We start from the raw sequence: 26,135 nt of genomic DNA, 5'->3' as shown, positions 1-26,135 counted from the left end.
TGGAAGCACCCTTGCGGAAGGCTAGCGGCGCTGGAAGCGCCAGCGGGTTTGGCTGAAGTCGCCCTTGCGGAAGCCGAACGCCTTGGCCGGGGCCACCGCGAACACCAGCGCCCGGTCGCCGCCCGAGTTCAGGAAGGCGTCGTCGCCCACCTCGAAGCGCCAGTCGCTGCCGTACTTGTCCCCGTAGGCGTCGGCGAGCCGCTTGAGCCGGCCGGTGTCGGTGACCCGCTCCGCGACGCCTTCCACGACCACGTCGAGGCCCTCCTCCAGAGAGTTGGTGCCGGTCGTGAGCGTGCAGTGCTGGTTGGACTCCAGGTTGCGGGCCTTCTGCTCGCCCGCGCCGGTACAGAAGTAGAGCGTGCCGTCCTGCCAGACGGCCAGCAAGGTCGTGACGTGCGGGCTGCCGTCAGAGCGTACGGTGGCCAGCCAGAATGTCTGGGCGTGTTCCAGGGTGTCGCGCGCCCGCGCCCACTCGGTCGCGGTGGCGCCCTCGGCGCTGTATCTGGCGTCCAGCTCGGTGATCGGTTCCATGATGGCTTCTCCTCGATGGGCCTACCCGGGTACTGACCGCTCCGCAGGTGGAAACTCATCGGTGAGAGCCGGTGACTAGGCCGGCGTCCTGACGGGCAGGTCGTAGACCCGGCGCACGCTGCTGCCGAGCCTGCTCACGTCGGCCCCGTACACGTGCACCGACACCCCGACCTCGTCACTCACATTGATCACCTTGTGGATGTCGCCGGGCGGCGCGAACCCGCTGGCCTCTCCCGGCAGGTTGGCGGCCTGTCCGATCTCCAGCAGGTGGTCCCCCATGTCCCGGTAGAGCGTCTCGTGTTCGATCCCGCTGATCACGCCGAACGCGCACCACGACACGTGGTCGTGGATCACCGTGTACTGGCCCGGCCGCCATACGACCGTCACGATCGAGAAATCGTCACACGCGTACAGCGCCTGGGACACGTACGTCTCGGGCGATCCCGCTCGTTCCTCCGCCGTGAGCAGGTCGAGCCCGGGCAGCCGCGGGCGGAGCAGATCCGCCACCGCGAACGCGGTCTCCCTCGGGGCGAGACGGCGGGCGGTGATGTCGCCGATGTCCGACACGAGGGCGTCGAGCCCCGGCCGAATCAACACCGTGTCCATGTTTGCCTCCCTCTCTCCCCTCTTACAGTGCTACGTCGAGATCCATAGGTCCAACAGAAGTTTTGTGGCTCATCAATAGATATGGTTGATGAATGCTGGATGTCGTACGGCTCCGCGTCCTCGTCGCCGTCGCGCGTACGGGCTCGCTGACCGCCGCCGCCAAGGAGCTGCACTACTCGCAGCCGTCGGTCAGCCACCACCTCGCCCGTCTCGAAGCCGAGACCGGCGCCAAGCTCGTGCAGCGCGTCGGGCGGGGCATCCGGCTCACGGAGGCCGGCAAGCTGCTCACCACGCGGGCCGACGACATCATCGGCCGCCTCGACGCCACCGCCGACGAGCTCGCCGCGCACGTGGGGCTCCGCTCGGGGCGGGCCCGGCTGGCCGCGTTCCCCTCGGCGCTGGGCACCTTCATCCCCAGGACGGCGACCCGGCTGGCGGGTTCGCATCCCGGGCTGCGGCTGCACCTCACGGAGACCGAGCCGCCGGAGGCGCTCCGGCTGCTGCGGAGCGGGCGGGTGGATGTGGCGGTGATGTTCCGCTATGACGACACGGCGCCGGAGGACCCGGGGATCCAGATGATCCACCTGCTCGACGACCCGAGCTACCTGGTGTTCTCTGGCGGCTCGGGGGATTTGGGGGCACACGCCGGGGACCCCTGGATCGCCGGGTGTGACCGGTGCCGTAGCCATCTGCTCGACATCTGCGCCAAGGCGGGGTTCGAGCCGCGAATCTCCTTCACCAGCGACGACATCGTGGCCGTACAAGCGCTGGTGGCGGCGGGCATGGGGCCCACTGTGCTGCCCGGACTGGCGCTCAGCGCGCACCGGCATCCGGACGTGGAGGTGGCCCCGATCCCGGGTTCCATCAGGCACGTGTACGCGGCGGTCTACGGCGACCCGCCCCACCCGCCGGCCACAGAGGCGCTGCTGTCGGCCCTGGTGGAGAGCGTCTGACCCATCGCGCGGAAATGGGTTGGCAGCAGCGAGGGCGCCTGCCATCCGCCGCCCCACGGCGGCGGAATTCCGTTGACTGCAGCGAGGGGCCCACGCCTACCATGAGCGACATGCCGGATTTCGCGACGCTCGCTCTCTTCTGCGCGGCCACCCTGGCCCTTCTCCTGGTGCCGGGTCCCGCGGTTCTGTTCATCGTCACCAGGAGCGTCGCGCAAGGCAGGTCGGCGGGCCTGGTCTCGGTGCTCGGCGTCCACACGGGCTCGGTGGTACACGTGGTCGCCGCCGCCCTGGGCATCAGCGCGCTGGTGGCCGCCTCCGCCACGGCGTTCACCGTGATCAAGTACGCGGGCGTCGCCTACCTCGTCTGGCTCGGGGTGCGCAAGCTGATGAACCGGACCTCCGCCTCGGCCGAGGAAGCGGTCGAGGTGGAGACGCATTCCAAGCGGCGGATGTTCTGGGAGGGCTTCGTGGTCAACGTGCTCAACCCCAAGACCGCCATCTTCTTCCTGGCCTTCCTGCCGCAGTTCACGGATCCGGCGGCGGGGCCGGTCGCGCCGCAGATCCTGGTGCTCGGGCTGGTCTGGATGGGGCTCGGGATGACCACCGACGGCACGTACGCGCTGCTCTCCTCGGCCCTGGCCGGCCGGGTCCGCCGCTCCACGCGGGCGCGGCGCCGCCTCGACATCGGCAGCGGCCTCGTCTACCTCGGCCTGGCCGCCCTGCTCACGGGCGAGAAGGCGTAGCACCTGCCCGTCCTGGTCACAGGCAAGAAGCCGTAGCACCTGGCCGCCCTGGTCACGGGTGCGGAGACATAGTAAGCGGGGCAATTTCCTGCCTGGGGGCAAGCCCGGATGGGATAATGGTGGCACCCTCGTCGGGGGACGACACATCGGGACGTAGCGACTAGGCGGGCCCCATGGACAGGCCACCGCACCGCCTCGGGGTCGAGCGCGTCGTCGAGGTCCACTCTCTGCCGAGCCTCCTGCGGCGCGCCCGCGAACCGCTGCCGCCCGACTGCCCGGACTGGCCGCTGCTGGTGCCGGAGCACGCTGTCGTCCCCTTCCTGGGGCGCCGCGAGGAGCTGGCGACGCTGCGCGCCTGGGCCGACGACCCGGCACCGCTGTCGATCGCGGTGCTGACGGGCCGGGGCGGCACGGGTAAGACCCGGCTGGCGGGCGAGCTGTGCACGGAGCTCGCCGAGGTCGGCTGGGACGCCGGTTTCCTCACCACCCCTTACCCCTGCGCCACCCGCCTCGACGTACTCCGCCCCACCCTCCTCGCCGTCGACCACCCGGAACCGTGGGCGGCGGCGATCGGCGAAGTCATCGGCCACCTGACCGGTCGGCGGCTCCGTCACCGGGTCAGGATCCTGCTGCTCACCCGCGGCTTGCCCGACGTCGACGTCCTGCCGAAGGGGCTGAGCAGCGTCACCGTCCAGCTCGATGACCGTCCGCTGACGCCCGCCGAGCGGGTGGGGCACGCGGTGGCGGCCATGCGGGCGTTCGCGTCGCCCCGCGCCGTCCTGCCCGCTGTCGACGATCCGGGGTACGGCGATCCGCTGCGTGTGCACCTGGCCGCCTTGATGCGGCTGCGCGGGGACGACGTCGATGGCGGGGAGCTGCTGAGCCGGTTCCTGATGTACGAGCAGCAGCAGTGGATGACGGTATGGCCCGACGGGCACGAGCCGGTGGACGCCGTGACGGCCCGGCAGGCGGTGGCCCTGGTCACGCTCACCACACCCACCCGCCAAGAGCTGCGGGAACTGCTGTCGGCAGTGCCCGGATCCCAGACGTACGACCGCGGTCTGGCCTTGGGCGACTGGCTGGCCCGCCTCTTCCCGGGCCGAGGCGGGCCACGGGGGAGGCTGGCGCCTCTGGGGCCGGAGGTCGTGGCTGAGCAGTTTCTGGCCGAGACCGAGGGTTTGGACGCGCTCGTGCTGGCGGTACACGACCATCCGGCCAGATCGGCCGGGCACCTCCTGCGGATGCTGGACGTCCTGCGGCGGTCGAGCGAACGGCCCGCCGTACGGTCGGCGCTGCTGTCACTGCTCACCGCCCGGCTCGACGGGCTGCTGGAGGAGGCGGCGGCCGAGCCGTCCGCGCGACTCGGCGACCAGGTCGAGGCCGCACTCCGGCCGCTGCTGGGGGACACGGATGGGGACGTGGAACGCGGCACGCTGGTGCGCTGCCTGTGCGTCTACGCGAGGGCGCTGCTCGGGCGGCAGCGGGCCGTGGAGGCGCTGGCGCAGGTCGAGCGGGCCGCCGATCTCTGCGACGAGCTGGACGAGCCGGTCGGCGCGGCCATGACGTACGCGGTCCTGGGCGCGACGCTGGCCGCTCTCCACCGGCCGCACGACGCGCTGGAGGCCATCGCCTGGTCCCAGGCCGAAGCCACCGCGCTCATGCGCCAGGGCAGGCACGCCGACGCGGTGCGGCCGCTGGGTGAGGCGGTGGCGGCGCTGGAGCGCTTCGCGTCCGGCGATCCGGTCCTCATGGGTCATCTGGCCAACGGGCTGCTCATGCTCGGAGACGCCCTGATCGAGGCGGGGCGGGTGCTGGAGGCCAGCGTCGTGCTGCACCGGGGCACCCAGGTGATCGAGGACGACCTGCTCGGCGCCGTGGCCCAGGCCCGGCTCGACTTCTGCCAGGCCGAGCTGAGCCGCCGCGAGGAGGCGGAAGAGGCGCGAGCCGCTGAACCCGGGGCTTACGAGCCGCCGGACTCCGCCTGCCGCCGGGCCCACCGATAGTCGGCCTTGCCCGCCGGTGACCGGACCATCTCGTCCACGAACACGTACGTACGAGGCACCTTGTACCCCGACAACCGCTGCCTGCAGTGCGCGTCCAGTTCGTCCGCCGTCACCGCCACCCCCTCGCGCGCCTCGACCACGGCCGCCACCCGGTTGCCCCACCGCTCGTCCGGTATCCCGGTCACCACCGCGTCGAAGACCGCGTCATGCCCCTTGAGCACCGCTTCCACCTCTTCGGGGAAGACCTTCTCCCCGCCGGTGTTGATGCACTGGGAGCCGCGCCCGAAGACGTTCACGGTGCCGTCGGCGTCGACGCTGGCCAGGTCGCCGGTCAGCAGCCATCGGGTGCCCTCGGCGTCGGTGACGACCGTACGGGCGGTCTTCTCCACGTCGTTGTAGTAGCCGAACGAGATCGGCCCCGACTTCGCCACCGTGCCCAGCTCCCCCGAGCCCGGCTGGACGGGCCGCAGCTTCTCGTCGAGCACGGCGAGGCCGGACGTGGCGTTCGGCTGGTAGCGCAGCCCGGCCTCGGGTGAGGAGCCCGCCACCCCGGAGGCGGTGTAGCCGGACTCCGTGGAGCCGAAGCTGTCGAGGATCATGACGTTGGGCAGGGCCCGCTGCAGCCGGTCGCGTACGGATCCGGTGAGGATGGCCCCGGTCGAACTGAGCGCGATGAGTGAGGACGTGTCGTAGTCGCCGCTCTCCAACGCCTCCGCCAGCGGCCTGGCCATGGCGTCGCCGGTGATGCTCAGCGTGGCCACCTTTTCGCGGGCGAGCGCCCGCAGCACCGCGTCGGCGCTGAACTTGCGCACGTAGACCACGGTCGAGCCCATCCACCAGCTGACGAACGTGCCCATCTGCGCGGCCCCGTGCATCAGCGGCGCGGCGGCCATCATCACCATGGGCGGGTTCGCGGCGGCCGCCTGGTCGATCACCGCCTGCGGGGTCGGGAGCGGCGCGCCGTACGGGTTGCCGCCGCCGAAGGCCACGAACAGGTCCTCGACGTGCCACATCGCGCCCTTGGGCATGCCGGTCGTACCGCCGGTGTAGATGATGTAGACGTCCTGGCCGGATCGCGGTTCGAAGCCGCGCGTGGGCGCGCCGCGTTCCAGCACCTCGGTGTACGGCACCGCGGTCGCGACGGACGACTGGCCGCCGACCGAGATCAGGTGCTCCAGCAGGGGCGCCTCCCCCATGACCGCCGCCACCCGCGGCTCGAACTCCACGTCGTAGATCAGCGCCCGGATGTCGGAGTCGCGGTAGAGGTAGAGCAGCTCGGCCTCGACGTAGCGGTAGTTGACGTTGATCGGCACCGCCCGGATCTTCAGCGCGGCGAGCATCCCGGCGACGTATTCGATGCTGTTGTACAGGTGCAGCCCGACGTGCTGGCCGGGCTTGATACCGAGGTCCTGGAGGTAGTGGGCGATCCGGTTCGCCTCGGCGTCCAGTTCGGCGAAGGTACGGCGCTCGTCGTCGCAGACGACGGCCGTCCGGTCTCCGACCGCGTCCGCGATCCCTTCGAACAGGTCGGCGTGGTTGAACTCCATCAGGGCTTCTCCCGTCCGACGATCCACATCGCGAAGAACTGGGCTCCCCCGCCGTACGCGTGGCCGAGCGCCAGCCGGGCGCCGTCCACCTGGTGCTCCCCCGCCGTCCCGCGTACCTGGAGCGCGGCCTCGGCGAACCTGATCAGCCCCGACGCCCCGATCGGGTTGCTCGACAGCACGCCGCCGGAGGCGTTCCACGGGGTGTCGCCGTCGAGGGCGGTGGCGCCGGATTCGGTGAGCTTCCACCCCTCGCCGTCGGCCGCGAACCCCAGGTTCTCCAGCCACATCGGCTCGTACCAGGAGAAGGGGACGTACACCTCGGCCACGTCGATCTGGCGGCGCGGGTCGGTGACGCCCGCCTGCCGGTAGACGTCGGCCGCGCAGTCCTTGCCCGCCTGCGGGCTGACCGTGTCGCGGTCGGCGCGGAAGATCGGCTCGGAGCGCATGGCCGTGCCGTGCAGCCACGCGGGCGTGCCGGTGACCGCCGACTCCGACGACAGGACCATGGCGCAGGCGCCGTCGCTGGACGGGCAGGTGTCCAGGTAGCGGATCGGCTCCCACAGCATGGGCGTCGACTCGACCATCTTCAGGTCGATGCCGGGGATCTTCAGGTGGGCGTAGGGGTTCTTGAGTGCGTTCAGCCGGTCCTTGACCGCCACCAGGTGGCCGATGTGCTCGGGCGCGCCGGTCCTGCGGATGTACTCCCTGATGTGCGGCGCGAAGTAGCCACCGGCTCCGACCACCAGCGACGCGCTGAACGGCAGGTGGGTGGACAGGGCCCAGGTGGCGTTGGACTCCGACTGCTTCTCGAACGCCACGACCAGCACGCGGTCGTGCACCCCGCCCTGGATGAGGCTCGCGCCGACCAGTGCGGTGGAGCCGCCGACGCTGCCCGCGGTGTGCACGCGCATCATCGGCTTCCCGGCCGCGCCGAGCGCGTCGGCCAGGTACGCCTCGGGCATCATCACGCCCTCGAACAGGTCGGGCGCCTTGCCGACGACGACCGCGTCGATGTCCTTGAACGTCAGCCCGGCGTCCTCCAGGGCCCGGACGGCCGCCTCGCGGACCAGCCCGGCGATCGACACGTCCCTGCGCTTGGTCGTGTAGTGCGTCTGACCGACGCCGATCACGGCACACCTGTTGCCCATTTTCATGCCTCCAGGACGGTCACAAGGTTGTGCTGCAGGCAGGGGCCGCCGGCGGCGTGGCCGAGCGTGCGGGCGGCCGTGCCGTCGTGGATGCGCCGGGCCGCCTCGCCGATGCGGATGAGGCCGGTGGCCATGACCGGATTGGCGGCGAGCGGGCCGCCGGACGGGTTGATCACCGTGCCGTCGGGCAGCTCCAGCGCCCGGCGCAGGATCGGCTCCTCGTGGGCGAACTGCGTGTGCAGCTCCGCCACCTCGACGGGCCCCTTGCCGACCCCCGCGGCCCGTGCGGCGTCGGCCGCGGAGACCGACCGGGCCAGGTCGCGGGTGCCCAGATAGTGCGGCTCGATGCGGTGCGCGATGCCCCTGATGTACGCGGGTTTGGCGCACAGCTCCCTGGCCAGGTCGCCGGCCGCCAGGACGATCGCCGCCGCGCCGTCCGTGATGGGGGCGACGTCCGACTTCCTGATCGGCTCGACCGCGTACTCGTCGCCGACGTCCTCGGGCAGGTCGAGCGCGTACGGGTTGCTCCGGCCGTCGGCCCGGCTGCGCCGGACGATCTCGTCGAGCTCCTTGCGTTCGGCGCCGGCAGCGCTGGCCTGGAGGGCGGCGAAGGAGAGCTGGTCGAGGCCGAGCGGCGCCAGATAGTACGGGTCCAGCTGGAGCGTCATGATTTCGCGCAGGTCGCCGAGCGACGACTTGCCGAAGCCGTACACCAGGGCGGAGTCGATGTCGCCGTGCTGCAGGCGTACCCACGCCTCGTACAGCGCCCAGGCCGCGTCCATCTCCACGTGGCTCTCGGAGATCGGCGGCCACGCGCCGAGCGCGTCGAGCGCGGAGACGAACGAGAACGGCGCGCCCGCGAGGTAGTCGCAGCTGCCGGAGCAGGTGAAGCCGAACCGCTTCAGCCCGGTCGACTCCTTGACCTCGTTGATGACGGGCAGGATCAGCTCGGGCTCGCTCAGGCCGCCGTCATGGTCGGTGTGGCGGGTCTGGGCGAACGCGACGACGGCTACCTCACGCATCAGAGCTCCACATCCGGCTCGCCGGTGGGGGCGAACCATCGGACGTTGGACATGGACTTCGTCCGCTCACCCTCCGGCACCCATTCGGCCCTGACCCGCATGCCCTGCCGCACCTCGTGCGCGGGGACGCTGCCGACCAGGGCGATCATGGGAATGTCCGCCCCGTCGAGCAGGATGTAGGCGGAGACGAAGGGCACCTCGGGGGCGCGCGGGTCGGGCAGGTTGTTGATGGCGTACGTGGTGATCGTGCCGGTGTCGGGTAATTCCAGCTGGTCGGCGATCGGGCCACCGCAGGCCGGGCAGAAGACGCGGTACGGGACGTACACCTTCTCGCAGCTGGGGCACCGGCCGCCGAGGAACACGCCGCGCTCGACGCCTTCCAGGAAGGTCAGCAGCGATCCGCCCACCTGCAGCCGGTACTCGGCCCGCACGGGGGACACGATCTTCGTGACCTCCGGCGCGAAGTAGGAGATGTCGGTGATGTGACCGGTACGCTCGCTCCGCCAGACGGGCCAGACCCGGCTGCCGATCCGCAGCGCCTTGGCGTTGCCCGCGTCGACGGCGTGCACCAGCGCGGTGTCGGCGCCGTCGAGTTTGATCGTCGCCCAGGCGAACGGCCGGTCGAGCGGGTGGCTGTCGCGCGGCTCGGCCACCCATGCCCACGCGGTCACCGTCCCCGCGGGCCCGACCTCGACGAACTCCTCCGTGACGGCCTCGCCGCTGGCGGGGTCGTACTCCAGCGGAGGCACCAGCACCTTGCCCTCGGCGGTCCGCACGCCGACGATCCGGCCGCCGCGCAGCTCGGTCAGGAAGCGTCCGATCACCGGCCCGGTCGTGCGCGCGTAGCCGCCGGGGAACTCCAGTACGTGCTCCGCCACCAGCGGTTCAGATGGCACGGTCGTGTCCCTCCCAGTAAGGTGCGCGGAGTTTGCGTTTGAGCAGCTTGCCGTTGGGCTCGCGGGGCATCTCTTCGATGAAGTCGATCGATCTGGGCCACTTCATCCTGGCCAGGCGGCCTTCCAGCGAGGCGAGAATCTCGGCCGCGAGCTCGGGACCCGGCGCCGAGCCCGGCGCGGGCTCGACGATGGCCTTGATCTGCTCGCCCCACTCCTCGTCCGGGATGCCGAACACCGCCACGTCCGCGACCTTGGGGTGGATCATGATCTCGTTCTCGATCTCGGCGGGGTAGATGTTCGCCCCGCCCGAGATGATCATGTCGGCCTTGCGGTCGCACAGGTAGAGGAAGCCGTCCTCGTCCAGGTAGCCGATGTCGCCGACGGTGAAGTAGTCCTTGAGCTGGTTCTCGGCGGTCTTGGCGGGGTCGCCCTTGTACTCGAACCGGGCGCCGAGCATCTTCATATAGATCGTCCCGGGTGTTCCGGTCGGCTGGGGTTCGCCCGCGTCGTCCACGATGAGCAGTTCGCTGATCGGCCAGGCCGAGCCGACCGTGCCCGGATGCGCCTTCCAGCCCTCCGGCGTGGCCAGGGTGCCGCCGCCCTCGGTGGCCGCGTAGTACTCGTAGACGCAGTCGCCCCACCACTCGAACATCGCCCATTTCACCGGCACCGGGCAGGGGGCGGCCGCGTGGATCATCCACTTGAGCGAGGACAGGTCGTACTTGTGGCGGGTCTCCTCGGGCAATGCCAGGAGGCGCTTGAAGTGGGTGGGCACCATGTGCGAGTTCGTGACCTGGTACTTCTCGCAGAGGCGGAGCATCTCCTCCGCGTCCCACTTGTCCATGTAGACGAGGGTGTGGCCCATGTGCAGGGCCGTGCCGCCGAACTGGGTGACGGCGGTGTGGTAGTTCGGCGAGGTGATCAGGTGCGCGTTCGGCCGGCCCCGGGTGATGCCGAACAGGCCCGGCAGGAACGACAGCATCTCGGCGGCGTCGTCGGGGTCGAGCCCGTTCAGTGGCCGCCGGACGCCCTTGGGCTTGCCGGTCGTGCCGGAGGTGTAGTGCATGGTCAACCCGGCCGTACGGTCGGGGGGCGCGGTGTCCGGCTGCCCGTCGGTCAGCTCACTGATCCGCCGGAACCCCGAAATATCGCCATCATCTACGGCGAAGCGCCGCTCAGGCGCGATGGCCTCGGCGCCCCTGGCTCCTTCGGCCGCGTACCTGGGGTGCACGAAGAACGCCTGGGCCTCACTGTCGGCCACGATGTAGGCGATCTCGGGCCCGGTCAGGTGCCAGTTGATCGGCGTGTAGTACCAGCCGGCCTGTAACGCGGCCAGGTAGAGGACGAGCCCGTCCACGCCGTTCGGCACCAGGCCGCAGACGCCGTCTCCCGGCTTCAGCCCGAGCTCGCGCAGGCCGTGCACCAACTGGTTCGACCGGGCGAGGAGGTCGCCCGCGCGGTGCTCCGTACCGTCTGGGTCCACGCACGCGATCCAGTCCGGATCCGCCTGCGCCAGTCTCCAGAAACCGAGCGTGCCCATCGAAACTCCTCTTCAGGTGGTCCGAGGCCCCGATAAACAAGAACTTGTTCTCGTTTTGCCTGGGCAGCGTATCCCGGCACCGGAGTCGTAGCAAGCGCTTGATCGAGGTCGTGCCGCCATCATCGTCCGCGGGCTCGTCACAGGGTAGGATCGCTGCCTAACAAGCGCTTGATTTGTTACCTGGAGGCGTCCGTGGAGCTCCTGCCGATCAGCACCCCCCACTGCCGAGTCGAACGCGACGGCCACGTCGTCATCGTCACCATGAACCGGCCGGAGGCGCGCAACGCGCTCTCCTCCGACATGCTGATCGGCCTGGCCTCGGCCTGGGCGTACGTGTCGGCGGAGCCGGAGGTCAGGGCCGCCATCCTCACGGGAGCGGAGGGCACCTTCTGCGCCGGCGCCGACCTCAAGGCCATGGGGCAGCCCTCGACGGACGCCGACGTCCAGGCGCGGGCCGCCCAGATCCCCAACTTCCACTGGAAGGGCCTGCTCCGCGAAGACCTCCCGACCAAGCCGATCGTCTCGGCGGTCGAGGGCTACGCGGTGGCGGGCGGCACCGAACTGCTGGTCGGAACCGACCTGCGGGTGGTGGCGGAGTCGGCCACACTCGGCCTGTTCGAGGCCAAGCGGGCGCTGTTCCCGATGGGCGGCAGCGCGATCCGCCTGCCCCGGCAGATCCCGTACTGCCACGCCATGGACCTGCTGCTCACCGGCCGCTCCATCACCGCGGCGGAGGCCCTGTCCATGGGCCTGGTCAACCGGGTCGTACCGGACGGGCAGGCGCTGGCGGTGGCGCGGGAGATCGCGGACGACATCGCCGCCTCGGGGCCGCTCGCGGTGCAGGCGATCCTGCGCACGTACCGGGACACGCTGGGCATGCCGGAGCCGGAGGCCCTCAAGGTCTCGGACGAGATCGGCTGGCCGGTGATCGGCTCCCAGGACGCCCGCGAGGGCGCCAGGGCCTTCAAGGAGAAGCGGGCGGCCACCTACAAGGGCCACTGAGCGCGACGGCGCCGAGGTAGCGGGGACTCCCCCGCTACCTCTGACGGCTGGGTCAGTCCCCCGTGATGCGGCCCAGGCGTTCCGTGGCCTCCGCGTACTCCTCCATCAGTGAGTACATGACGTCGCGCGTCGACCGGACCTGGTTGGTGATGCCGATGATCTGGCCGGCCGGGAAGGTGGCCAGTTCGGCGGCGTCCGAGCGGCCGATGCGGCGCAGCGCGTCCGATACCAGCATGAACTGCAGGGGCATCGGCAGCGTCCCGGGCGACTCCTGCGACTCCCAGGCGTCCGTCCACTCGTTCTTGAGCAGGCGGGCCGGCTTGCCCGTCCAGCTGCGCGAGCGGACCGTGTCGCGGGAGGTGGCCTCCAGGATGCGCTTCTTGGCCATCTCGGGAGTGTCGGCCTCCTCGACCGTGAGCCAGAGCGAGCCGGTCCAGACTCCCTCGGCGCCCAGGGCCATGCCGGCGGCCATCTGGCGGCCGTTGCCGATGCCGCCCGCCGCCAGGACCGGTACGTCCACCGCGTCCACCACCTGAGGGATCAGGACCATGGTGGAGATCTCGCCGGTGTGCCCGCCGGCCTCCGTGCCCTGCGCCACCACCACGTCCACGCCGACCTCCACCTGCTTGAGCGCGTGGCGCGGGGTGGAGGCGAGGGCGGCGACCTTGACACCGTGCGAGTGGGCGAGCTCGACCACGTCCGCGGGCGGCGGGCCGAGCGCGTTGGCCAGCAGCGCGATCGGGTGCCGCAGCGCCGTCTCCACCTGTGGGCGGGCGGTGACGTCCGTCCAGCCGAGCAGCACCTTGCCCGCGTCGGCGTCCGAGGACAGGGGCGGCACGCCGTGGGCGGCCAGGAGGTTCTCGACGAACTGCCGGTGGCCCGCCGGGACCATCGTCTGCAGGCGGCCCACCAGCTCCTCGGGCGCGAAGTCGGCGCCCTCGTAGGAGGCGGGCATGACCACGTCGACGCCGTACGGGTGGCCGTCGACGTGGTCGTCGATCCACTTGAGCTCCATTTCGAGCTCTTCTGGGGTGAAGTAGAGGGCACCGAGAACGCCCATCCCGCCGGCCCGGCTGACCGCGGCGACCACGTCGCGGCAGTGGCTGAAGGCGAAGATCGGTAGCTCGATTCCGAACATGTCCGTGACACGTGTCCGCATGGGCCGACAATACGACCGGCGGCGAAGAAACTGCAACGTGTTCTAGTACTAGAACTTTTCGTCGGTCCGACAAATAACCACACAAACGGACAGGGCGCCCGGAACGAGTCGCGGGCGCCCTGTACCAGCCGTACGAGTTACTCGCCTTCGCGGCGGCGGCGGCCGAGGAGGACCGCGACGGCCAGCGCGAGCAGCCCGAGCACGAGCAGGACGATCGGGATCGTGGTCTTCAGCAGCGTGATCTGGTTCTTGGCGTCAGTGGCCGTGCGCACCATCTCGGTGATGGTCTGCGGGGTGAACGAGGCGGTGGCGACCAGGGCCTTGGCGCGCTCGACGCCGTCCTGGGTCTTGAGCGTCTCGTTACGACGCACTTCCTCCTTGACCGGGGCGCCGCTGTTGGGCTCCACCCAGTAGGTGTCGGTGCCCTCGTACCAGCGGTCGAGCTGGATGTCGCCCGACTGGGTCACACCGAAGAGCGAGCCGGGGGCGGTCAGCGTGGCGACCTTCGTAGCCGGGACGACCTGCTGGAACTTGTAGACCGGCAGCCCGTTGACGGTGTCCTCACCGACGAAGGTCGTGTCGAACGCCTTCTTGGCCGTCTGGTTGAAGACCTTGTACGTCTTCTTCTCCACGCCGAACGGGAACAGGTAGATCTGCCCCTCCAGCTTCACCGGCTCCTTGTTGACGCTGACCCCGCAGCAGTTGACGCCCACCCCGGTACGCCGGTCGAAGGCGCTGCGCCGCTCCGAGAGGCTGATCTGCGGCTTGCTGTTGGTGACGTCGTCCACCACGGTGAACTCGTCCCAGACCACCCGGTTGTCCGTGGCCTCTTTGACGTCGCCACGGGTGGTGACGAGCATGCTGAGGTCCGCGGTCAGCACCTTGCCGTCGGCGATGGAGAAGTATTGCGCTCCCGGGGCCTGCAGCTTGGTGACGCTGTATTGGGCCGCCGGAGCCGCGATGATCCTTTCCGCCGCCCAGAAACGGATCATTCCCGCCAGTACGACCAGGAACGCGCCGACGGCGACGAGAATGAGTACAGGTGTGCGTCGCATTCTGGGATCCTCCTGGCGGTCGAGGGATACGACGAAGGCCGGCTTACTTGTCCCCCCGGACATCAAGATCGCGGGTGTGATGAACCCGCAACATGATCGCTACTGGAAAGTAGCATTCGATCACAGATCGCTGCAGCTACATCCGCATAACGAATCGGAACAGGTTCTACGATGAAGCCGGTCCGAGCGGGATGTTATCGCGCCCGTCCCGCAGCGGTATCGCCTCCGCCAGAGCTTCGTTCTATTGTGGGAGCCCGTCAAGCATCCGGGAGCCGCGAGTATGCGCGCCGATCTGGCCAGATCCATCCGCCTCTTCCGCGCGTTCAGGTCCGAGCAGACCACGCCGAGCGACTACTACACCACGCTCGCCGCCGACACCGCCGCGCAGCTGCGGCATTACGTCACGTTGACCGGCAAGACGGTGCTCGACGTGGGGGGCGGGCCTGGATACTTCGCCGACGCCTTCAGACGCGACGGCGCCCGCTGCCTGTGCGTGGACGTCGACGCCGGCGAGCTGGCCGGACAGGGCGCGCCCAGCGGCGGTGTGCTCGGCAGCGCGCTCGACCTGCCGCTCGCCGACGCCTCCTTCGACGTCTGCTTCTCGTCCAACGTCCTGGAACACGTTCCAGACCCGTGGCGGATGGCGGCCGAGATGACGCGCGTCACCCGGCCCGGCGGCCTGATCTTCCTCGCGTACACGAACTGGCTCTCCCCCTGGGGCGGCCACGAGACCTCGCCCTGGCACTACCTGGGGGGCGACCGGGCCGCCCGGAAATATGAGGATAAAAACGGTAAGCCGCCTAAAAATCGTTACGGCCAGAGCCTCTATCCGGTCTCGGTGGCCGACGGGCTGCACTGGGCGCGGACCCGTACGGACGCCGACCTGGTCGACGTGCTGCCCCGCTACCTGCCCTGGTGGTGGCGGCCGATGCTGAAGGTGCCGATCGTCAGGGAGTTCGCCACGTGGAATCTCGTCCTCGTGCTCAGGAAGCGCCCATGAGTGCCCCACAGACGCCCGCAAGCCCTCCGCAGACGCCCCCAAGCCCTCCGCAAGCGCCCGTGAGTCCGCCGGAAGCGCCCGTGAAGGACCCACTGGCGCCCGCGACGGACCCGCCGGCGGGCCGGGATGCCGCGCTCGACGGCATCCGCGCCCTGGCCGCGCTCGGCGTCTGGGTGCTGCACGTCGGCGGCAACACCGGGATCATGTACCGCGAGGGCATGTTCGCCTGGATGACCACCCGGCTGGGCATCGCCGTGCCGATCTTCTTCCTGCTGTCGGGCCTGCTGCTCTACCGCCCGTGGGCCCGCGCGGTCATCGAGGACACGCCTCGCCCCCGGCCGGGACGCTACCTGTGGCGCCGTGTGGTCCGTGTCATGCCCGCCTACTGGCTGGTCACGGCGCTGGCCCTGTGGGCGTGGAGCTCGCTCGACTGGACCGGCTGGGTGAAGTGGCTATTGCTGCTGCAGAACTACACCGAGCAGAACCGCGCCCCCGACGGCCTCTACCAAATGTGGACGATGCCGATCGAGATGGCGTTCTACCTGGCGCTGCCGGTGCTCGCCTGGGCCCTGCACGCCTGGGCGCGCGGCGGCAACCGGCCGGTCAGGCTGCTCGCGGGCATCGCCGTGCTGCCGGTGGTCTCCCTGGCCAGCGTGGTCGTCTCGCACGTCTTCGACCAGCCGCAGCTGGCGCTCTGGCTGCCGCATCACCTGATCTACTTCGCCGCCGGCATGGCCATGGCCGTCCTGTCGGTGTGGATCAAACAGAGCCAGATCGTGGACGCGCTCGCGCCCCAGCTGCTGGTGCTGGCCCTCCTGCTGTACGCGGTGCTGAGCACCGAGTTGGCCGGGCCGCGCACGCTCACCCTGCCCACGCTGTCGCAGTCGCTCTGGCGGATGATCCTGGAGACGTCGGTGGCCGTCCTGGTGGTCGCGCCGTTCGCGCTCGCCTCCAGGCACGACTCGCTGAGGCACCGCGTGCTGGGCAATCCCGTCACGGCGTACCTGGGCCGCATCTCCTACAGCTTCTTCCTCTGGCACGCCCCGGTGATCACCCTTTACTACAAGATCACCGGGGACCAGCCGTTCACCGGTGACTTCGTCAAGGTCGCGATCCTGACCTTCATCGCCTCGCTGCTGATCAGCGCCACCAGCTACCACCTGGTCGAGGAGAGCGCGCTCAGGCTGGCCGGGCGCCGGCCAGCTCCTGTTCCTCCACCGCCGCCGGCTCCGGCTCAGCCGCCGGTGGTTCCGGCTCCGTGACCAGTTGCCCGAAGAGCACGCCCATGGCCGCGCAGGCGATGAGCTGCGGCACCTGGTCCATCAGCAGCCCCACGTCCACCCCGTAGTCGCGCAGCGCCATGGCCGCCGCCAGCGCCGCCGTGGCCCCGCCGAACAGCCAACCGGCCACCCAGTGCACGGCCACCGCCCGCCGTACGCGTAGCAGCAGCACCGCCACGACGGCGGCCAGGACCGCGAGCATGCCGGGCCAGTCCGCCACCCAGCCGCCGAACGCCAGCCCCAGCACGATCACGTACGGCACCCGCCAACGCGACAGCCGCGAGTCGGCGGCGGCGGCGGTCGCCATGACGTGTTCAGGACGCGGCCCGCGCAGCGCCAGGGCGAGCAGCGTGAGCAGGGCGATCCCGGCCAGCCCCACGGCGAGGGCGAGCCAGTAGGGCCGGTCGGGCAGGTACTCCATGCGCACGGTCCCCGTCGTGCCGGCGGGCAGCTCCCATGCCTGCTTCCAGCCGTCGATCCGGACCGGTCGCAGCGCCTTGCCGTCGAGCTCGGCGCGCCAGCCCGCGTTGTAGTTCTCGTTGACGACGAGGAAGGCGTCCTTCGGCGCCGTCACCCGCGCCTCGCGCACCGACGACGACCACGTGCTCGGGACCGCCGCGCCCTCCACGGCCGGGGGCCCGGCAGGGAGCGCGCCGATCACCAGGTTCTCCACCGCGAAGGGGTCCCAGCCGGCGGCCCTGACCCGGTTGTCGCCGGCCGCCAGCGCGGCCTTGGAGCAGCCGGTGAACTTCACCGGCCGCTGTTCGAGCAGGTCGGCGAAGGTGCCGCTCACCTTGGTCGCCACGCTCGCGCCGTTGACCTGCAGCTGCGGGCCCTGCCCACAGGGCAGCCGGAACGGCACGCCCTCCGGCCTGCTGGCCGGCGCGACGCCGGGGATCACCAGCTCGGTGACCTGCAGCCGCTTGGAGGCGGGATAGAAGCGCAGCTTGAGCCGGGTCGTGGTGAGGGGCTTGAACGTCAGGTAGCCGTTGGCGTCCACCCGGCCGCTGCGGACGGCGCCCTTGTCGCCGGTCACGGCCACGTCGAGCGGCTGCTTGTCGCCGCCGGGCCGGGCGATCTGGATCCGCGACAGGACGCGCTTGGCCCGCCAGCCGAGTGTGAGCGTGGGCTCGGGGTCGTCGGCGGCCGGGAGCCAGGTGGTGGCCGCGTCGGCGTCGAACGCCGACCGGGGCGCGACCACCGCGTCCTTGGTCGCCTGCGACGAGCCGGTCACCGTGGTCAGGTCTCCGCCCAGCCGGGTGAAGCGGTCGACGAGCTTGGCGTCGCGCAGGACGGCGGAGCCGCGCACCGCGGCCTTCCGCCCCGCCTCAACGGTGAAAGTACGGTCGAATCCGGCGCCTTCTTCGCCCGGTCTGGCCAGCAGCGGGTTGCAGATCCAGCGGCTCTGGTTCCGCATGCACCAGGGGCGGGAGTCGAGCCCCCGGTCCATGACGAAGGCGTCGCCGCCCTCGCCGGGCAGCCGGATCGTCCGGCCCGGCAGGATGCCGGGGATCGTCAGCTCGGTGATGCCCACCCGCTGCACGAAGCTCCAGTTCCGGTTGTACGTGGCCAGGATCTTGACGCGCAGCCAGCTCGTCGCGCCGGGCGGGACGCGCAGCCACTGGGGGCTGTTGGTCTGCTGGACGTCCTGCTCGATCCGGCCGCCCTCGGTCTCCACGGCCACGCGCTTGACCGACTGCCCGAGCAGCACGTTGTTGGTGAACGTGGCCTGGAAGCGCGGGATCACCCGCGGCCTGGGCAGGTCCACACGCAGCCATTCGCCCTGGGGCCGGTGCCAGCCGCCGCTCTCCCAGCCGGTCTCGTAGTCGCCGTCCATGGCGGCCCACGGGCTGCGCCCGGTGGCGCTGAGGCCGGGCACCGCCTCGGCGTCGGCCACCGAGGAGGAGGCGGTGATGCTGGAGATGCCGTCGTACTCGGCGGTGGCGGCGTCGCGCAGCCAGCCGTTCTCGAGCAGGTCGAGCGTCTTGACGCCGGAGAAGTCGTCGCGTCTGTCGGCCGTCAGCGTGGGCGTCCAGTTCGACCGGATCTCACCGAACTGCCGCTCGCGTAGCCGCAGCGCGTCGCTGGCCACGACCGGCGCTTCGCGCTTGCCGGCGTCGTCGTTCACCAGTACGGGTCCGTCGCCGAGCAGCCCGAGATCGCCCATCGCGAGCAGGGAGTCCGGGCCGCCGCGCACCTGTACGGCGTCGCCCGCCGACTGCACGCTGAGTAGGTCGGAGCTGCCCGACACCTCGTAGATCTCCAGCGCGGGGAACGGCCAGTCCACCGACTCGATCACGTCGTCCGTGACGGTGTCGCCGACCTCCCCGCCGAACGAGCGCACCTTCGTGATGCCCGGCGACTCGCGCAGCGCCTCGTAGACCCTGGACGGCCAGGCGCCCTGCAGGTTCGCCCGCATGAGGTCGTTCCTGACGACCAGGTAGCGCACGCCCATCCTGCGCAGCACGTCGGTCAGCCCCACCGAGCCGTAACCGGCCGTGAGCCGCTGGTCGATGACGTCGAGCAGCCGGGTCAGGCCCACCGAGCCGGCCGCCGCGACCTGCCGGGTGGTCCAGCGGGCGGTGAACAGCGGCTGCATGGGATCGTCCATCGGCCGGCCCCAGAGGTATTCGCCGAACTTGGCGCCCGGCACGACCAGCACGCCGTCGTCCCCGGCGTTCTCGTTCACCCAGGCCGCCGCCTGTTTCCAGTAGAGCGGCACCTCCTTGAAGTCGCCCGGAGCGCTCAGTCCCTGGTTGAAGACGGGGAGCACGAGTCCGGCCAGGGCCACCAGGGCCACCGAGCGCAGCCGCAGCCGGGCCCCGGCCAGCAGGTGCGCCAGGCCGAACGCGAGCGGCAGCCGTACGAGCGGATCGAACTTCCGCAGGTTGCGCAGCGGCGCGAGCGGCCCGTCCAGCAGCCAGCGCACCGGCTCGGCGACCACCGGCTCCAGCGCGCTCACGTGCCCGGCGACCAGCGCGGCCACGCCCACGACGAACAGCACGAGCAGGAAGCCCTTCGCGGGCAGGTCGCGCCGGGCCAGCCCGGCCAGGCCGAGCGCGGCCAGCAGGCCGGTGATCGCGACCAGCACGGCGGAGGTGGCGATCGCGTAGCCGGCGGGCTGGTCGGTGACGCCGCCGACGGTCAGGTAGCGCACCCAGTCGGAGGCGCCGCGCAGCACGTTCGTCAGCGAGGTGACCTGCGTGGTCGTCGAGGCCGTCTCGGTATAGGGCAGGAAGGAGAAGGCGTAGCGGCCCACGAGCAGCAGCGGCAGCCACCAGAACAGGGTGGCCACGGCGACCGCGCCCGTCCACCAGCCGAGCATCCGCCAGCGGGGCACCGGGCTGGGCCGGGTCAGGATGTAGAGCACGGGGGCGACGAGGACGGCCAGCACCGCGACCGCGTTCACGCCGCCGCACAGCGCCACGGCCAGTCCCGACCTGACCGCCGCCCTGGCCCGCTGGCCCGTCTCCGAGGCGGTGAGCAGCGGGATCAGGATCCACGGCAGCATGGCGGCGGGCAGCCACTCGATCGAGATCTCGCCGATGATCGACAGCGTGCGCGGCGCCAGCGCGTACGCCAGCGCGGCCACGATCCGGGTGCCCGGCGTGCCGATGCCGAGCTGCCTGCCCAGCCGCTCCACACCGAGGAAGGCCACGCACAGCAGCACCGTCATCCAGAGCCGCTGGGTCACCCAGGGCGCCAGGTTGACCAGGTCGCCGAGCGCGAAGAACGGGCCCATCGGGAACAGGTAGCCGGCCACCTGGTTCTGCAGCTGGCCGAAGTGCTGCGGGTCCCAGAGGTGGGCGGCGCGCTCCAGCCAGCCGACCGGGTTGAGCGCCAGGTCGAGTTTGGTGTCGGAGATGATGCTGCCCGGCTTGGTGGTGAACGTCAGCACGGCGAAGCCGAGGCAGCAGAGCGCCAGCCAGAGCCTGTGCCGGACCCTGTCGATCACGGCTCCTCCCAGCCGGGTCCCGTCGGACGGCCATGCACCAGCGCGGCCAGCCGTTCCGCGCTCCGGTCCCAGCAAAACTTCCCCGCCCATTCCCGACATTTCATGCGATAGGTGTCGTTGAGTTCGTCGAGGGCCGCGGCGATGCCCTTGGCCAGGCCGGTGCTCCCGACGCCCTCGGGCACCAGCCAGCCCGTCTCGCCGTGGCGTACCGCGTCCCTGAGGCCGTCCACGTCGTACGCGACGGTCGGCACCCCGAGCGCGGCGGCCTCCAGCACGCACAGCCCCCAGCCCTCGCCCTGCGAGGCGTTGACCTGCAGCCAGGCGGCGGCGATCAGCCGCTCCTTCTCGTCCTCGGGCAGGTAGCCGTGCATGGTGACGCCCTCCGGGAGCCGGGCGCGCAGCCGCGCCTCCTCCGGGCCCCTGCCGATCACGTCCACGGTGAGGTCCGGCCACTGCTTCCTGAGCTGGCCCACCGCGTCGAGCAGCAGGTCGACGCGCTTGTGCGCGACCAGCCTGCCGACGCAGACCAGCCGCGGTGTCCGGCTTCTGGGGAAGTCTCCGTCGGTGGAGACGTTCACCCCGTTGGGCACGATGTGGATGGGGCCGACCCAGCCGAGCCGCTCGCGCATGGCGCTCACGGTCGAGGGCGAGACGGCCACGCTGTCGCGCCCCTTGTACGTCCACCGCGACGCGGGCCCCTCCAGGAAGCGCCCGAACACCGCCAGCCACCGGGGCAGGTGCACGTCGAACTGCCGGTCGTGCACGTGATGGACGACGCACATGACCTTGGTACGGCGCGGCAGCACCAGCGGCGTGAAGAACGGGATGCCGTTCTGGCAGTCGAGCACCGCGTCGAACACGCCCCGGCGGAGCACCAGCCAGACCAGGACCAGGGGGTAGACGGTGAACGGCCCGCCCATGCGGGCCAGCCGTACCCCCTCGACGGTCTCCTTCCTGAGCTGGCCCGGCGCCCGCGCGGTGACGAAGCACACCTGGTCGCCGGCCCGCGCGAAGCGGCGGGCCATCTCCCAGGCGTACGTCTCGGCGCCACCGGCGGCCGGGTGCCACGGATCACGCCAGTTGACGAAGGCGACGTTCACGGAGATCCGACGGGGTCGAGCGGCTGCTCCCACCTCGGAGTGACACCGGGGCTCGGCACGGCGCGCAGTCTGAGCCAGATCCGGCCCAGCTCCAGCAGGATGCCGACGCTGTGCCTGGCCGGGGAGAAGCGGGAGCCGGGCATGTCCCGCCAGTTGACGGGGATCTCCAGCACCGTGGAGCCGAACGCGACGCAGCGGGCCAGCAGCTCGACGTCGAAGGCGAAGCCGTAGGTACGCAGCCCGGCGACGGCCTCGCGGACGAGCGCGCCGTCGAAGAACTTGAAGCCGCACTGCGTGTCGCTCACCCCGCGCACCAGTACGCGGGCCAGCGCGCGGAAGCCGACGGCGCCCAGCTCGCGCACCCGGCTGTGCCGGTTCTCGACGTCGGAGAAGGCGTGCGCCCGAGAGCCCACGACCACGCGCTCACCGGAGAGCAGCAGGCCGAACGCGACATCGATGGCGGCCAGATCGGTGGCCATGTCGGCGTCGCAGAACCCTACGAAAGGAGCGCTGGTGTCGAGCAACCCCGCGCGGACGGCGGCACCCTTGCCGGGAGTCGCGCACTCGACGAGCCGAACCGGAACCGGTCCCCGCGGCCAGGTCCTGACGATCTCAGCGGTGCTGTCCGTGCTGTTGTTGTCGACGACGATGACGGCGGTCGGGAACGGCATGCGGGCAAGCTTCGCGCACAGCTGCAGGAGCCCCCCCGGGAGTCGCCGTTCCTCGTTGAAGGCGGGAACGACGATCTCGAGCAGTGGTGGTCGGCTCGTCCTCTCGTCCCCTTGGGGGGAGGGCGGCATAACGGCTCGGACTACCGGTCGCCGTAGTTGTAGAGCGGGCGGTTGACGGGCGTCGCGGTGGCCCCGGTGAAGGACACGGTGGTGACCGTCGCGACGAGCGCGGCGACGGCGACACCGATGATCGCTGCTAAGAGGATCTTGATCACGGGGGGTTCCTCCTCGAGCGGCTAATGAACGGGCGTCCCAAACTTAGAACCAATTCTTGCTACTCGGAAGTAGCTCTACGAAATCTTAATAAATACGCTGATCAGCGGACCGAGTGTTGTAAAAAACGTACAAACCGGCGGTCGGTTCGGTACAGTCTCAGCTCATCTGTGTCCACTAGCAGGCTCGCTCCGCTGAGCCAGCCCGCGAACCGCTGCCGCTCCTCCGGTGTCCCCGCGTCGACCACGATGTACCGGAAACCCGCTGCGGCCAGGTCTGGCGAGGGGCCTACTAGTACGCGTTCTAGCTTGCGTACCCTCTTGTCCTCAGCCTGGACGACCATGCTACCGACGCGTACCGAGTCGTTGGCGACCACCTCCCGGCCCGGCACGGCGAAGTAGCGCTGCGCCGGATCGAGCACCGCCCGGTCCCCGTTCCACGGGAACCTCCGGTAGGACTCGAACGGCAGCACCAGCACGTCGCCCGGCTCCGGATCGCGCCGCATCACCTCACGGGCCTGGCTCCAGCTCTCCGGATAGCTCACGGCCCGCAGCGCCCCCGCCCCGCCCCAGGCCAGGGTCGGCAGCACGGCCACAGGCACGAGCACCATCAGGACCGCCCACCGCCCGGCCTTCCCCGCCTCTTTTGTCAGCGCCTCTCGCTTCGGCGCCTCCCGTGTCAGGGCTTCTCTTGTCAGGACTTCTCTTGTCAGGGCGCCCAGGCCGACCGCGGCCAGCAGGGCCAGCGGCGCCACGAACTGCTGGGCGTCCCTGAACACCGCGAACCCGCCCCACACCCCGACCAGCCACCTGAACACCGCGCGCCCCGGCTCGGTCACCCCCAGGCAGGCGATCCCGAGCCCGATGGCCGCCGCAGCGCCCAGCCCTCTCGGCCGGTCCCTCATCAGGACGAACCCCACGATCCCCGCCACGGCCAGCGCCAACCGGGCCACCGAACCCACCACGGTCTCGTACCCGGCCGGGACGGCATTGGCGTTCCAGATCCCGCCCAGCGACAGCAGGCTGCCCACCGCCCCGAACGGCCCGTCCGCCCTGGCCGCGAACGCGTCCACACCCACCGGATCCCCGCTCAGCCCGCCCGGCCGCAGCAGCGCGAGCAGCAACCACGGCAGGCTGACGGCCAGCAGCACCGCGCCCACCCGGACCCGCCGCCCCGCGACGGGCAGCGCCGTGAGTGCCGTGACGGTCATGGCCGCGAACCCCCCGACGGCGGCGGGCAGCACGGCGAGCAGCAGTCCGCGCCGGGCGAGGACCGCGCGCACCACCCACGGCAGCCCCGCGTACCCCAGCAGCAAGGCCCACTGCCCCATCAGCAGCCGCTCGGCCACGTACGGATTCCACACGTAGTACGCCCCGGCCACCAGCCGAGCCCCGAGAAGGCCCGAGGGCACGAGCAGCGCGGCACCCGAGCAGCCCAGCACGAAGATCCCCAGCAGGATCGCCTTCTGCACCAGCTCGGCCGGGACGACGGTGGCCAGAGCGGTGACCACCGCGTCACTGGGCACCACCCGTGGCGCCCCGCCGGCCAGCCCGAACGTGAAGCGTGAGAAAGCCGGGTCCGGCACGAAGACCATGTCCTGCACCAGGATGAAACCCCAGCCCAGAGCGGGTCCGAGGGCGAGGCAGCCGAGGACGAGCCCGAGCACGGCCGACAGCGGTCCGGCTCGGGTCGTGTGCGGCATCCCGCTATGACATCACAACCGAACAACGGCCATTCCCCGTAAATCACCCAATGACTACGCTTCCCGCTGGAGGCTTGAGGGGGCCTGGAGGGGGCGGGGTGGCGACGAGCGAGACGACGGTGGGGGCCCGTCATTGGCTGCGCGGCGGGGACGCCGTGATGGCCACCGCCCTGGCGATGATCGCCGTCCAGCTCGTCTGGAAGTCCGGCCTCGTCCGGCGTACGTACTTCCGCCAGGACGACTTCACCTTCATCGCCCGCGGCCTGGAGCACGACCTGACGTGGGACTACCTCATGCGGGTCGACTACGGCCACCTGGTCCCCGGCCCGTTCGCGATCCAGTGGGCGATGGGCCGCCTGGGCGTCTACAACGACGTCCTCGCGCACGTCGTGACGGTCACCCTGTTAGGCACGGCGGGCCTGGCCCTGCTGCGGCTGCTGCGCCTGCTGTTCGGGGCGCGCCCGGCCATCCTGGTGCCGCTGGGGTTCTACCTGCTGACGCCGATGACGATCTCCTCGCTGTCGTGGTGGGCGGTGGTGATCGAGACGCTGCCGTTCCAGATCGCGCTGCCGATGGCGTTGTGCTCGCACGTCCTCTACACCAGGACGGGGCGCTTCAGGCACGCGCTGGCCGCGGCGGGCTGGACGCTGTTCGCGATGGCGTTCTTCGTCAAGGCGCCGTTCATCCTGCTGCTGGCCGTCGCGCTGAGCATGGGCTGGCTCGGCTGGAGCCGGCGGCGACAGTGGCCGGCCCTGCTGCTGTACGCGGGCCTGCTCGCCGGCTACGCGGCCGTCTTCTTCCGCCAGCTGCTCACCTCGGTGCAGCTCACCAACGACACGATCCAGCCCAGCCTGCCGGACGCGGGGCTCGCGGCGAAGTTCGCCTGGACGCTGCTGTCCAGCTCACTGGTGCCGACGTCGCTGGGCGGGCCCTGGCAGTGGCGCCCGATCGGCGAGGACTACGCGATGGCGGGGACGCCGCCATCGCTGGTCTGGGCCGGGCTCGGCGTCGCGGTGGTCGTGCTGGCGGTCTCGGTGCTCTTCCGGCGGCGGGCCTGGCTGGCGTGGCTGGTGCTGCTCGCCTACTTCGCGCTGGCCGACGTCGTGCCCGTCATGATCGGCCGGATCCAGCAGCTCGGGCCGGACCTGAGCGGGGCCGAGCTGCGCTACGTGTCGTCCACGGCCACGGTCGTGGCGATCGCCATCGGCCTGGCGTTCATCCCGCTCGCCGGTGAGGAACGCCCCTGGCTGCGCGCCTGGCCGCGCCTCAGGTTCGCCTGGCTCCCGCTGGCCGCCGCGGTCGCGCTCGGCTCGGTCTGGTCGGTCGCGGCCTACGCCCGGCTGCCGTTCGGCGCGGACGTCAAGAGCTACGTCGAGACCGGCAGGCTGGCGCTCAAGCGTGCCCCGGAGCACGCGGTCGTGCTGGACACGCACGTGCCCGCCAAGGTCGTCTACCCGATCTTCTTCTACGACTACGCGCTGGCCTCGAAGGTGCTCGGCCCGATCGCGCCGCACCCGGTGACCTGGACCAGGCGCCTCAGCGGCCCGGTACGCAACCCGCTGACCTTCGACCCGCAGGGCCGTCTGCGCCCGGTGAGCATCGACGGGCTGACGATCCCCCAGCCCGCCGGCTGCAAGCCGGTCGGCGCGCGCGAGGTCCGCTTCCGGCTGCCGGCGCGGCTGCCCGAGGGCGAGTGGACGGTCCAGGTCGGCTACCTCAACCCGGCCGCCACCCGGTTGTCGGTACGGCTCGGCACCGGGCGGGACGAGGTGGTCGCGGAGAAGGGGTTCGGCTGGACGTTCGCCGCGGTCAAGGGCGGCGGGACCGAGCTCGTCATCCGTACGGCGAACGGCCCGGACGCCTGCCTCGGCGAGATCAAGATCGGCATCCCGAGACCGTGGGCAGACGGGACGCCGAGCCCGCTCCAGCCGGTCACCCCCTGAGCTCCC

Annotated in this window: 21 protein-coding genes; 7 read left to right on the top strand and 14 right to left on the bottom strand. The window is 70.9% G+C overall.

Annotated elements, in window-relative coordinates; genetic code table 11:
• Positions 1-21 precede the first annotated feature (21 nt).
• Both ACGFJ2_RS06595 and ACGFJ2_RS06590 read right to left on the bottom strand, forming a co-directional pair.
• The gene (locus tag ACGFJ2_RS06595; protein WP_393465452.1) at positions 22-531 is read right to left on the bottom strand and encodes a pyridoxamine 5'-phosphate oxidase family protein; all 510 of its coding nucleotides are present in this window, start codon (positions 529-531) and stop codon (positions 22-24) included.
• Between the two features lie 75 nt (positions 532-606).
• Positions 607-1,137: a cysteine dioxygenase family protein gene (locus tag ACGFJ2_RS06590; RefSeq protein ID WP_357949348.1), complete on the bottom strand. Its 531-nt coding sequence runs from the start codon at positions 1,135-1,137 to the stop codon at positions 607-609.
• 92 nt (positions 1,138-1,229) lie between these two features.
• Between ACGFJ2_RS06590 and ACGFJ2_RS06585 the strand changes: the two genes are divergently transcribed.
• The 3 genes from ACGFJ2_RS06585 to ACGFJ2_RS06575 all read left to right on the top strand — a co-directional run bounded on the left by ACGFJ2_RS06585 (position 1,230) and on the right by ACGFJ2_RS06575 (position 4,836).
• Positions 1,230-2,090 (top strand): LysR family transcriptional regulator, encoded by an 861-nt coding sequence (locus ACGFJ2_RS06585; protein ID WP_393465449.1) that lies wholly within the window; start codon positions 1,230-1,232, stop codon positions 2,088-2,090.
• A gap of 110 nt (positions 2,091-2,200) precedes the next feature.
• Positions 2,201-2,833 carry a LysE family translocator gene (locus tag ACGFJ2_RS06580; RefSeq protein WP_357949343.1) on the top strand — a complete coding sequence of 211 codons (633 nt, stop codon included), beginning with the start codon at positions 2,201-2,203 and terminating at the stop codon, positions 2,831-2,833.
• Between the two features lie 173 nt (positions 2,834-3,006).
• Complete coding sequence (locus tag ACGFJ2_RS06575; RefSeq protein WP_393465446.1) at positions 3,007-4,836, top strand: hypothetical protein; 1,830 nt, start codon at positions 3,007-3,009, stop codon at positions 4,834-4,836.
• Here the strand turns inward: ACGFJ2_RS06575 and ACGFJ2_RS06570 are convergent.
• From ACGFJ2_RS06570 to ACGFJ2_RS06550, 5 genes are read right to left on the bottom strand one after another with little or no spacing between them, the layout of a single operon-like run.
• Positions 4,794-6,383, bottom strand: a complete 1,590-nt coding sequence (locus tag ACGFJ2_RS06570; protein ID WP_393465443.1) for an acyl-CoA synthetase — start codon at positions 6,381-6,383, stop codon at positions 4,794-4,796. The two genes, ACGFJ2_RS06575 and ACGFJ2_RS06570, sit on opposite strands and share 43 nt — an antisense overlap.
• A complete protein-coding gene (locus ACGFJ2_RS06565; protein WP_393465440.1) occupies positions 6,383-7,531 on the bottom strand; it encodes a thiolase domain-containing protein in 1,149 nt (382 codons plus the stop codon). The genes ACGFJ2_RS06570 and ACGFJ2_RS06565 overlap by 1 nt, the downstream gene beginning before the upstream one ends.
• A gap of 2 nt (positions 7,532-7,533) precedes the next feature.
• Complete coding sequence (locus ACGFJ2_RS06560; RefSeq protein ID WP_357949332.1) at positions 7,534-8,553, bottom strand: thiolase domain-containing protein; 1,020 nt, start codon at positions 8,551-8,553, stop codon at positions 7,534-7,536.
• The gene (locus tag ACGFJ2_RS06555) at positions 8,553-9,449 is read right to left on the bottom strand and encodes a Zn-ribbon domain-containing OB-fold protein (RefSeq protein ID WP_393465437.1); all 897 of its coding nucleotides are present in this window, start codon (positions 9,447-9,449) and stop codon (positions 8,553-8,555) included. Before ACGFJ2_RS06555 ends, ACGFJ2_RS06560 begins: the two co-directional genes overlap by 1 nt.
• Positions 9,439-10,989, bottom strand: a complete 1,551-nt coding sequence (locus tag ACGFJ2_RS06550; RefSeq protein ID WP_357949326.1) for an acyl-CoA synthetase — start codon at positions 10,987-10,989, stop codon at positions 9,439-9,441. Before ACGFJ2_RS06550 ends, ACGFJ2_RS06555 begins: the two co-directional genes overlap by 11 nt.
• A gap of 192 nt (positions 10,990-11,181) precedes the next feature.
• On the opposite strand from ACGFJ2_RS06550, the gene ACGFJ2_RS06545 reads away from it, so the two are divergent.
• Positions 11,182-11,991 (top strand): crotonase/enoyl-CoA hydratase family protein, encoded by an 810-nt coding sequence (locus ACGFJ2_RS06545; RefSeq protein ID WP_393465434.1) that lies wholly within the window; start codon positions 11,182-11,184, stop codon positions 11,989-11,991.
• Positions 11,992-12,043: 52 nt separating this feature from the next.
• Here ACGFJ2_RS06545 and ACGFJ2_RS06540 read toward each other — a convergent pair whose 3' ends face one another.
• Complete coding sequence (locus tag ACGFJ2_RS06540) at positions 12,044-13,150, bottom strand: nitronate monooxygenase family protein (RefSeq protein WP_225295762.1); 1,107 nt, start codon at positions 13,148-13,150, stop codon at positions 12,044-12,046.
• Between the two features lie 137 nt (positions 13,151-13,287).
• Complete coding sequence (locus ACGFJ2_RS06535) at positions 13,288-14,205, bottom strand: DUF3068 domain-containing protein (protein ID WP_357949320.1); 918 nt, start codon at positions 14,203-14,205, stop codon at positions 13,288-13,290.
• A 280-nt stretch (positions 14,206-14,485) separates the two neighbouring features.
• Between ACGFJ2_RS06535 and ACGFJ2_RS06530 the strand changes: the two genes are divergently transcribed.
• Positions 14,486-15,205, top strand: coding sequence for a class I SAM-dependent methyltransferase (locus tag ACGFJ2_RS06530; RefSeq protein ID WP_393465430.1), 720 nt, complete (start codon positions 14,486-14,488; stop codon positions 15,203-15,205).
• Positions 15,206-15,285: 80 nt separating this feature from the next.
• On the top strand, positions 15,286-16,467 hold the full coding sequence (locus ACGFJ2_RS06525) for an acyltransferase family protein (protein WP_393465427.1): 1,182 nt from the start codon (positions 15,286-15,288) through the stop codon (positions 16,465-16,467).
• Here ACGFJ2_RS06525 and ACGFJ2_RS06520 read toward each other — a convergent pair.
• From ACGFJ2_RS06520 to ACGFJ2_RS06500, 5 genes are all read right to left on the bottom strand, one after another.
• A complete protein-coding gene (locus ACGFJ2_RS06520) occupies positions 16,385-20,440 on the bottom strand; it encodes an alpha-(1->3)-arabinofuranosyltransferase family protein (RefSeq protein WP_393465424.1) in 4,056 nt (1,351 codons plus the stop codon). The two genes, ACGFJ2_RS06525 and ACGFJ2_RS06520, sit on opposite strands and share 83 nt — an antisense overlap.
• Positions 20,437-21,540 (bottom strand): glycosyltransferase family 4 protein, encoded by a 1,104-nt coding sequence (locus tag ACGFJ2_RS06515; RefSeq protein WP_358179975.1) that lies wholly within the window; start codon positions 21,538-21,540, stop codon positions 20,437-20,439. The genes ACGFJ2_RS06520 and ACGFJ2_RS06515 overlap by 4 nt, the downstream gene beginning before the upstream one ends.
• Entirely contained in the window at positions 21,537-22,340 is an 804-nt protein-coding gene (locus ACGFJ2_RS06510) for a glycosyltransferase (RefSeq protein ID WP_357949306.1), read from the bottom strand. The genes ACGFJ2_RS06515 and ACGFJ2_RS06510 overlap by 4 nt, the downstream gene beginning before the upstream one ends.
• Before the next feature lie 11 nt (positions 22,341-22,351).
• Positions 22,352-22,486 carry a hypothetical protein gene (locus ACGFJ2_RS06505; RefSeq protein WP_263655675.1) on the bottom strand — a complete coding sequence of 45 codons (135 nt, stop codon included), beginning with the start codon at positions 22,484-22,486 and terminating at the stop codon, positions 22,352-22,354.
• Between the two features lie 101 nt (positions 22,487-22,587).
• Complete coding sequence (locus ACGFJ2_RS06500) at positions 22,588-24,186, bottom strand: hypothetical protein (protein WP_393465421.1); 1,599 nt, start codon at positions 24,184-24,186, stop codon at positions 22,588-22,590.
• 98 nt (positions 24,187-24,284) lie between these two features.
• Between ACGFJ2_RS06500 and ACGFJ2_RS06495 the strand changes: the two genes are divergently transcribed.
• Positions 24,285-26,129, top strand: a complete 1,845-nt coding sequence (locus ACGFJ2_RS06495) for a hypothetical protein (protein WP_393465418.1) — start codon at positions 24,285-24,287, stop codon at positions 26,127-26,129.
• Positions 26,130-26,135 lie beyond the last annotated feature (6 nt).

The organism is Nonomuraea sp. NPDC049028 (genome assembly GCF_043197735.1).
Taxonomy (GTDB): domain Bacteria; phylum Actinomycetota; class Actinomycetes; order Streptosporangiales; family Streptosporangiaceae; genus Nonomuraea.
This window is presented reverse-complemented; position numbering and strand designations above follow the sequence as displayed.

Excerpts from the sequence above, each read along its gene's own strand:
- ACGFJ2_RS06595 (WP_393465452.1), bottom strand. The coding sequence starts at position 531 with ATGGAACCGATCACCGAGCTGGACGCCAGATACAGCGCCGAGGGCGCC.
- ACGFJ2_RS06560 (WP_357949332.1), bottom strand. The coding sequence starts at position 8,553 with ATGCGTGAGGTAGCCGTCGTCGCGTTCGCCCAGACCCGCCACACCGAC.
- ACGFJ2_RS06575 (WP_393465446.1), top strand. The coding sequence starts at position 3,007 with ATGGACAGGCCACCGCACCGCCTCGGGGTCGAGCGCGTCGTCGAGGTC.
- ACGFJ2_RS06590 (WP_357949348.1), bottom strand. The coding sequence starts at position 1,137 with ATGGACACGGTGTTGATTCGGCCGGGGCTCGACGCCCTCGTGTCGGAC.
- ACGFJ2_RS06585 (WP_393465449.1), top strand. The coding sequence starts at position 1,230 with ATGCTGGATGTCGTACGGCTCCGCGTCCTCGTCGCCGTCGCGCGTACG.
- ACGFJ2_RS06540 (WP_225295762.1), bottom strand. The coding sequence starts at position 13,150 with ATGCGGACACGTGTCACGGACATGTTCGGAATCGAGCTACCGATCTTC.
- ACGFJ2_RS06530 (WP_393465430.1), top strand. The coding sequence starts at position 14,486 with ATGCGCGCCGATCTGGCCAGATCCATCCGCCTCTTCCGCGCGTTCAGG.
- ACGFJ2_RS06570 (WP_393465443.1), bottom strand. The coding sequence starts at position 6,383 with ATGGAGTTCAACCACGCCGACCTGTTCGAAGGGATCGCGGACGCGGTC.
- ACGFJ2_RS06500 (WP_393465421.1), bottom strand. The coding sequence starts at position 24,186 with ATGCCGCACACGACCCGAGCCGGACCGCTGTCGGCCGTGCTCGGGCTC.
- ACGFJ2_RS06565 (WP_393465440.1), bottom strand. The coding sequence starts at position 7,531 with ATGGGCAACAGGTGTGCCGTGATCGGCGTCGGTCAGACGCACTACACG.
- ACGFJ2_RS06550 (WP_357949326.1), bottom strand. The coding sequence starts at position 10,989 with ATGGGCACGCTCGGTTTCTGGAGACTGGCGCAGGCGGATCCGGACTGG.
- ACGFJ2_RS06510 (WP_357949306.1), bottom strand. The coding sequence starts at position 22,340 with ATGCCGCCCTCCCCCCAAGGGGACGAGAGGACGAGCCGACCACCACTG.
- ACGFJ2_RS06535 (WP_357949320.1), bottom strand. The coding sequence starts at position 14,205 with ATGCGACGCACACCTGTACTCATTCTCGTCGCCGTCGGCGCGTTCCTG.
- ACGFJ2_RS06580 (WP_357949343.1), top strand. The coding sequence starts at position 2,201 with ATGCCGGATTTCGCGACGCTCGCTCTCTTCTGCGCGGCCACCCTGGCC.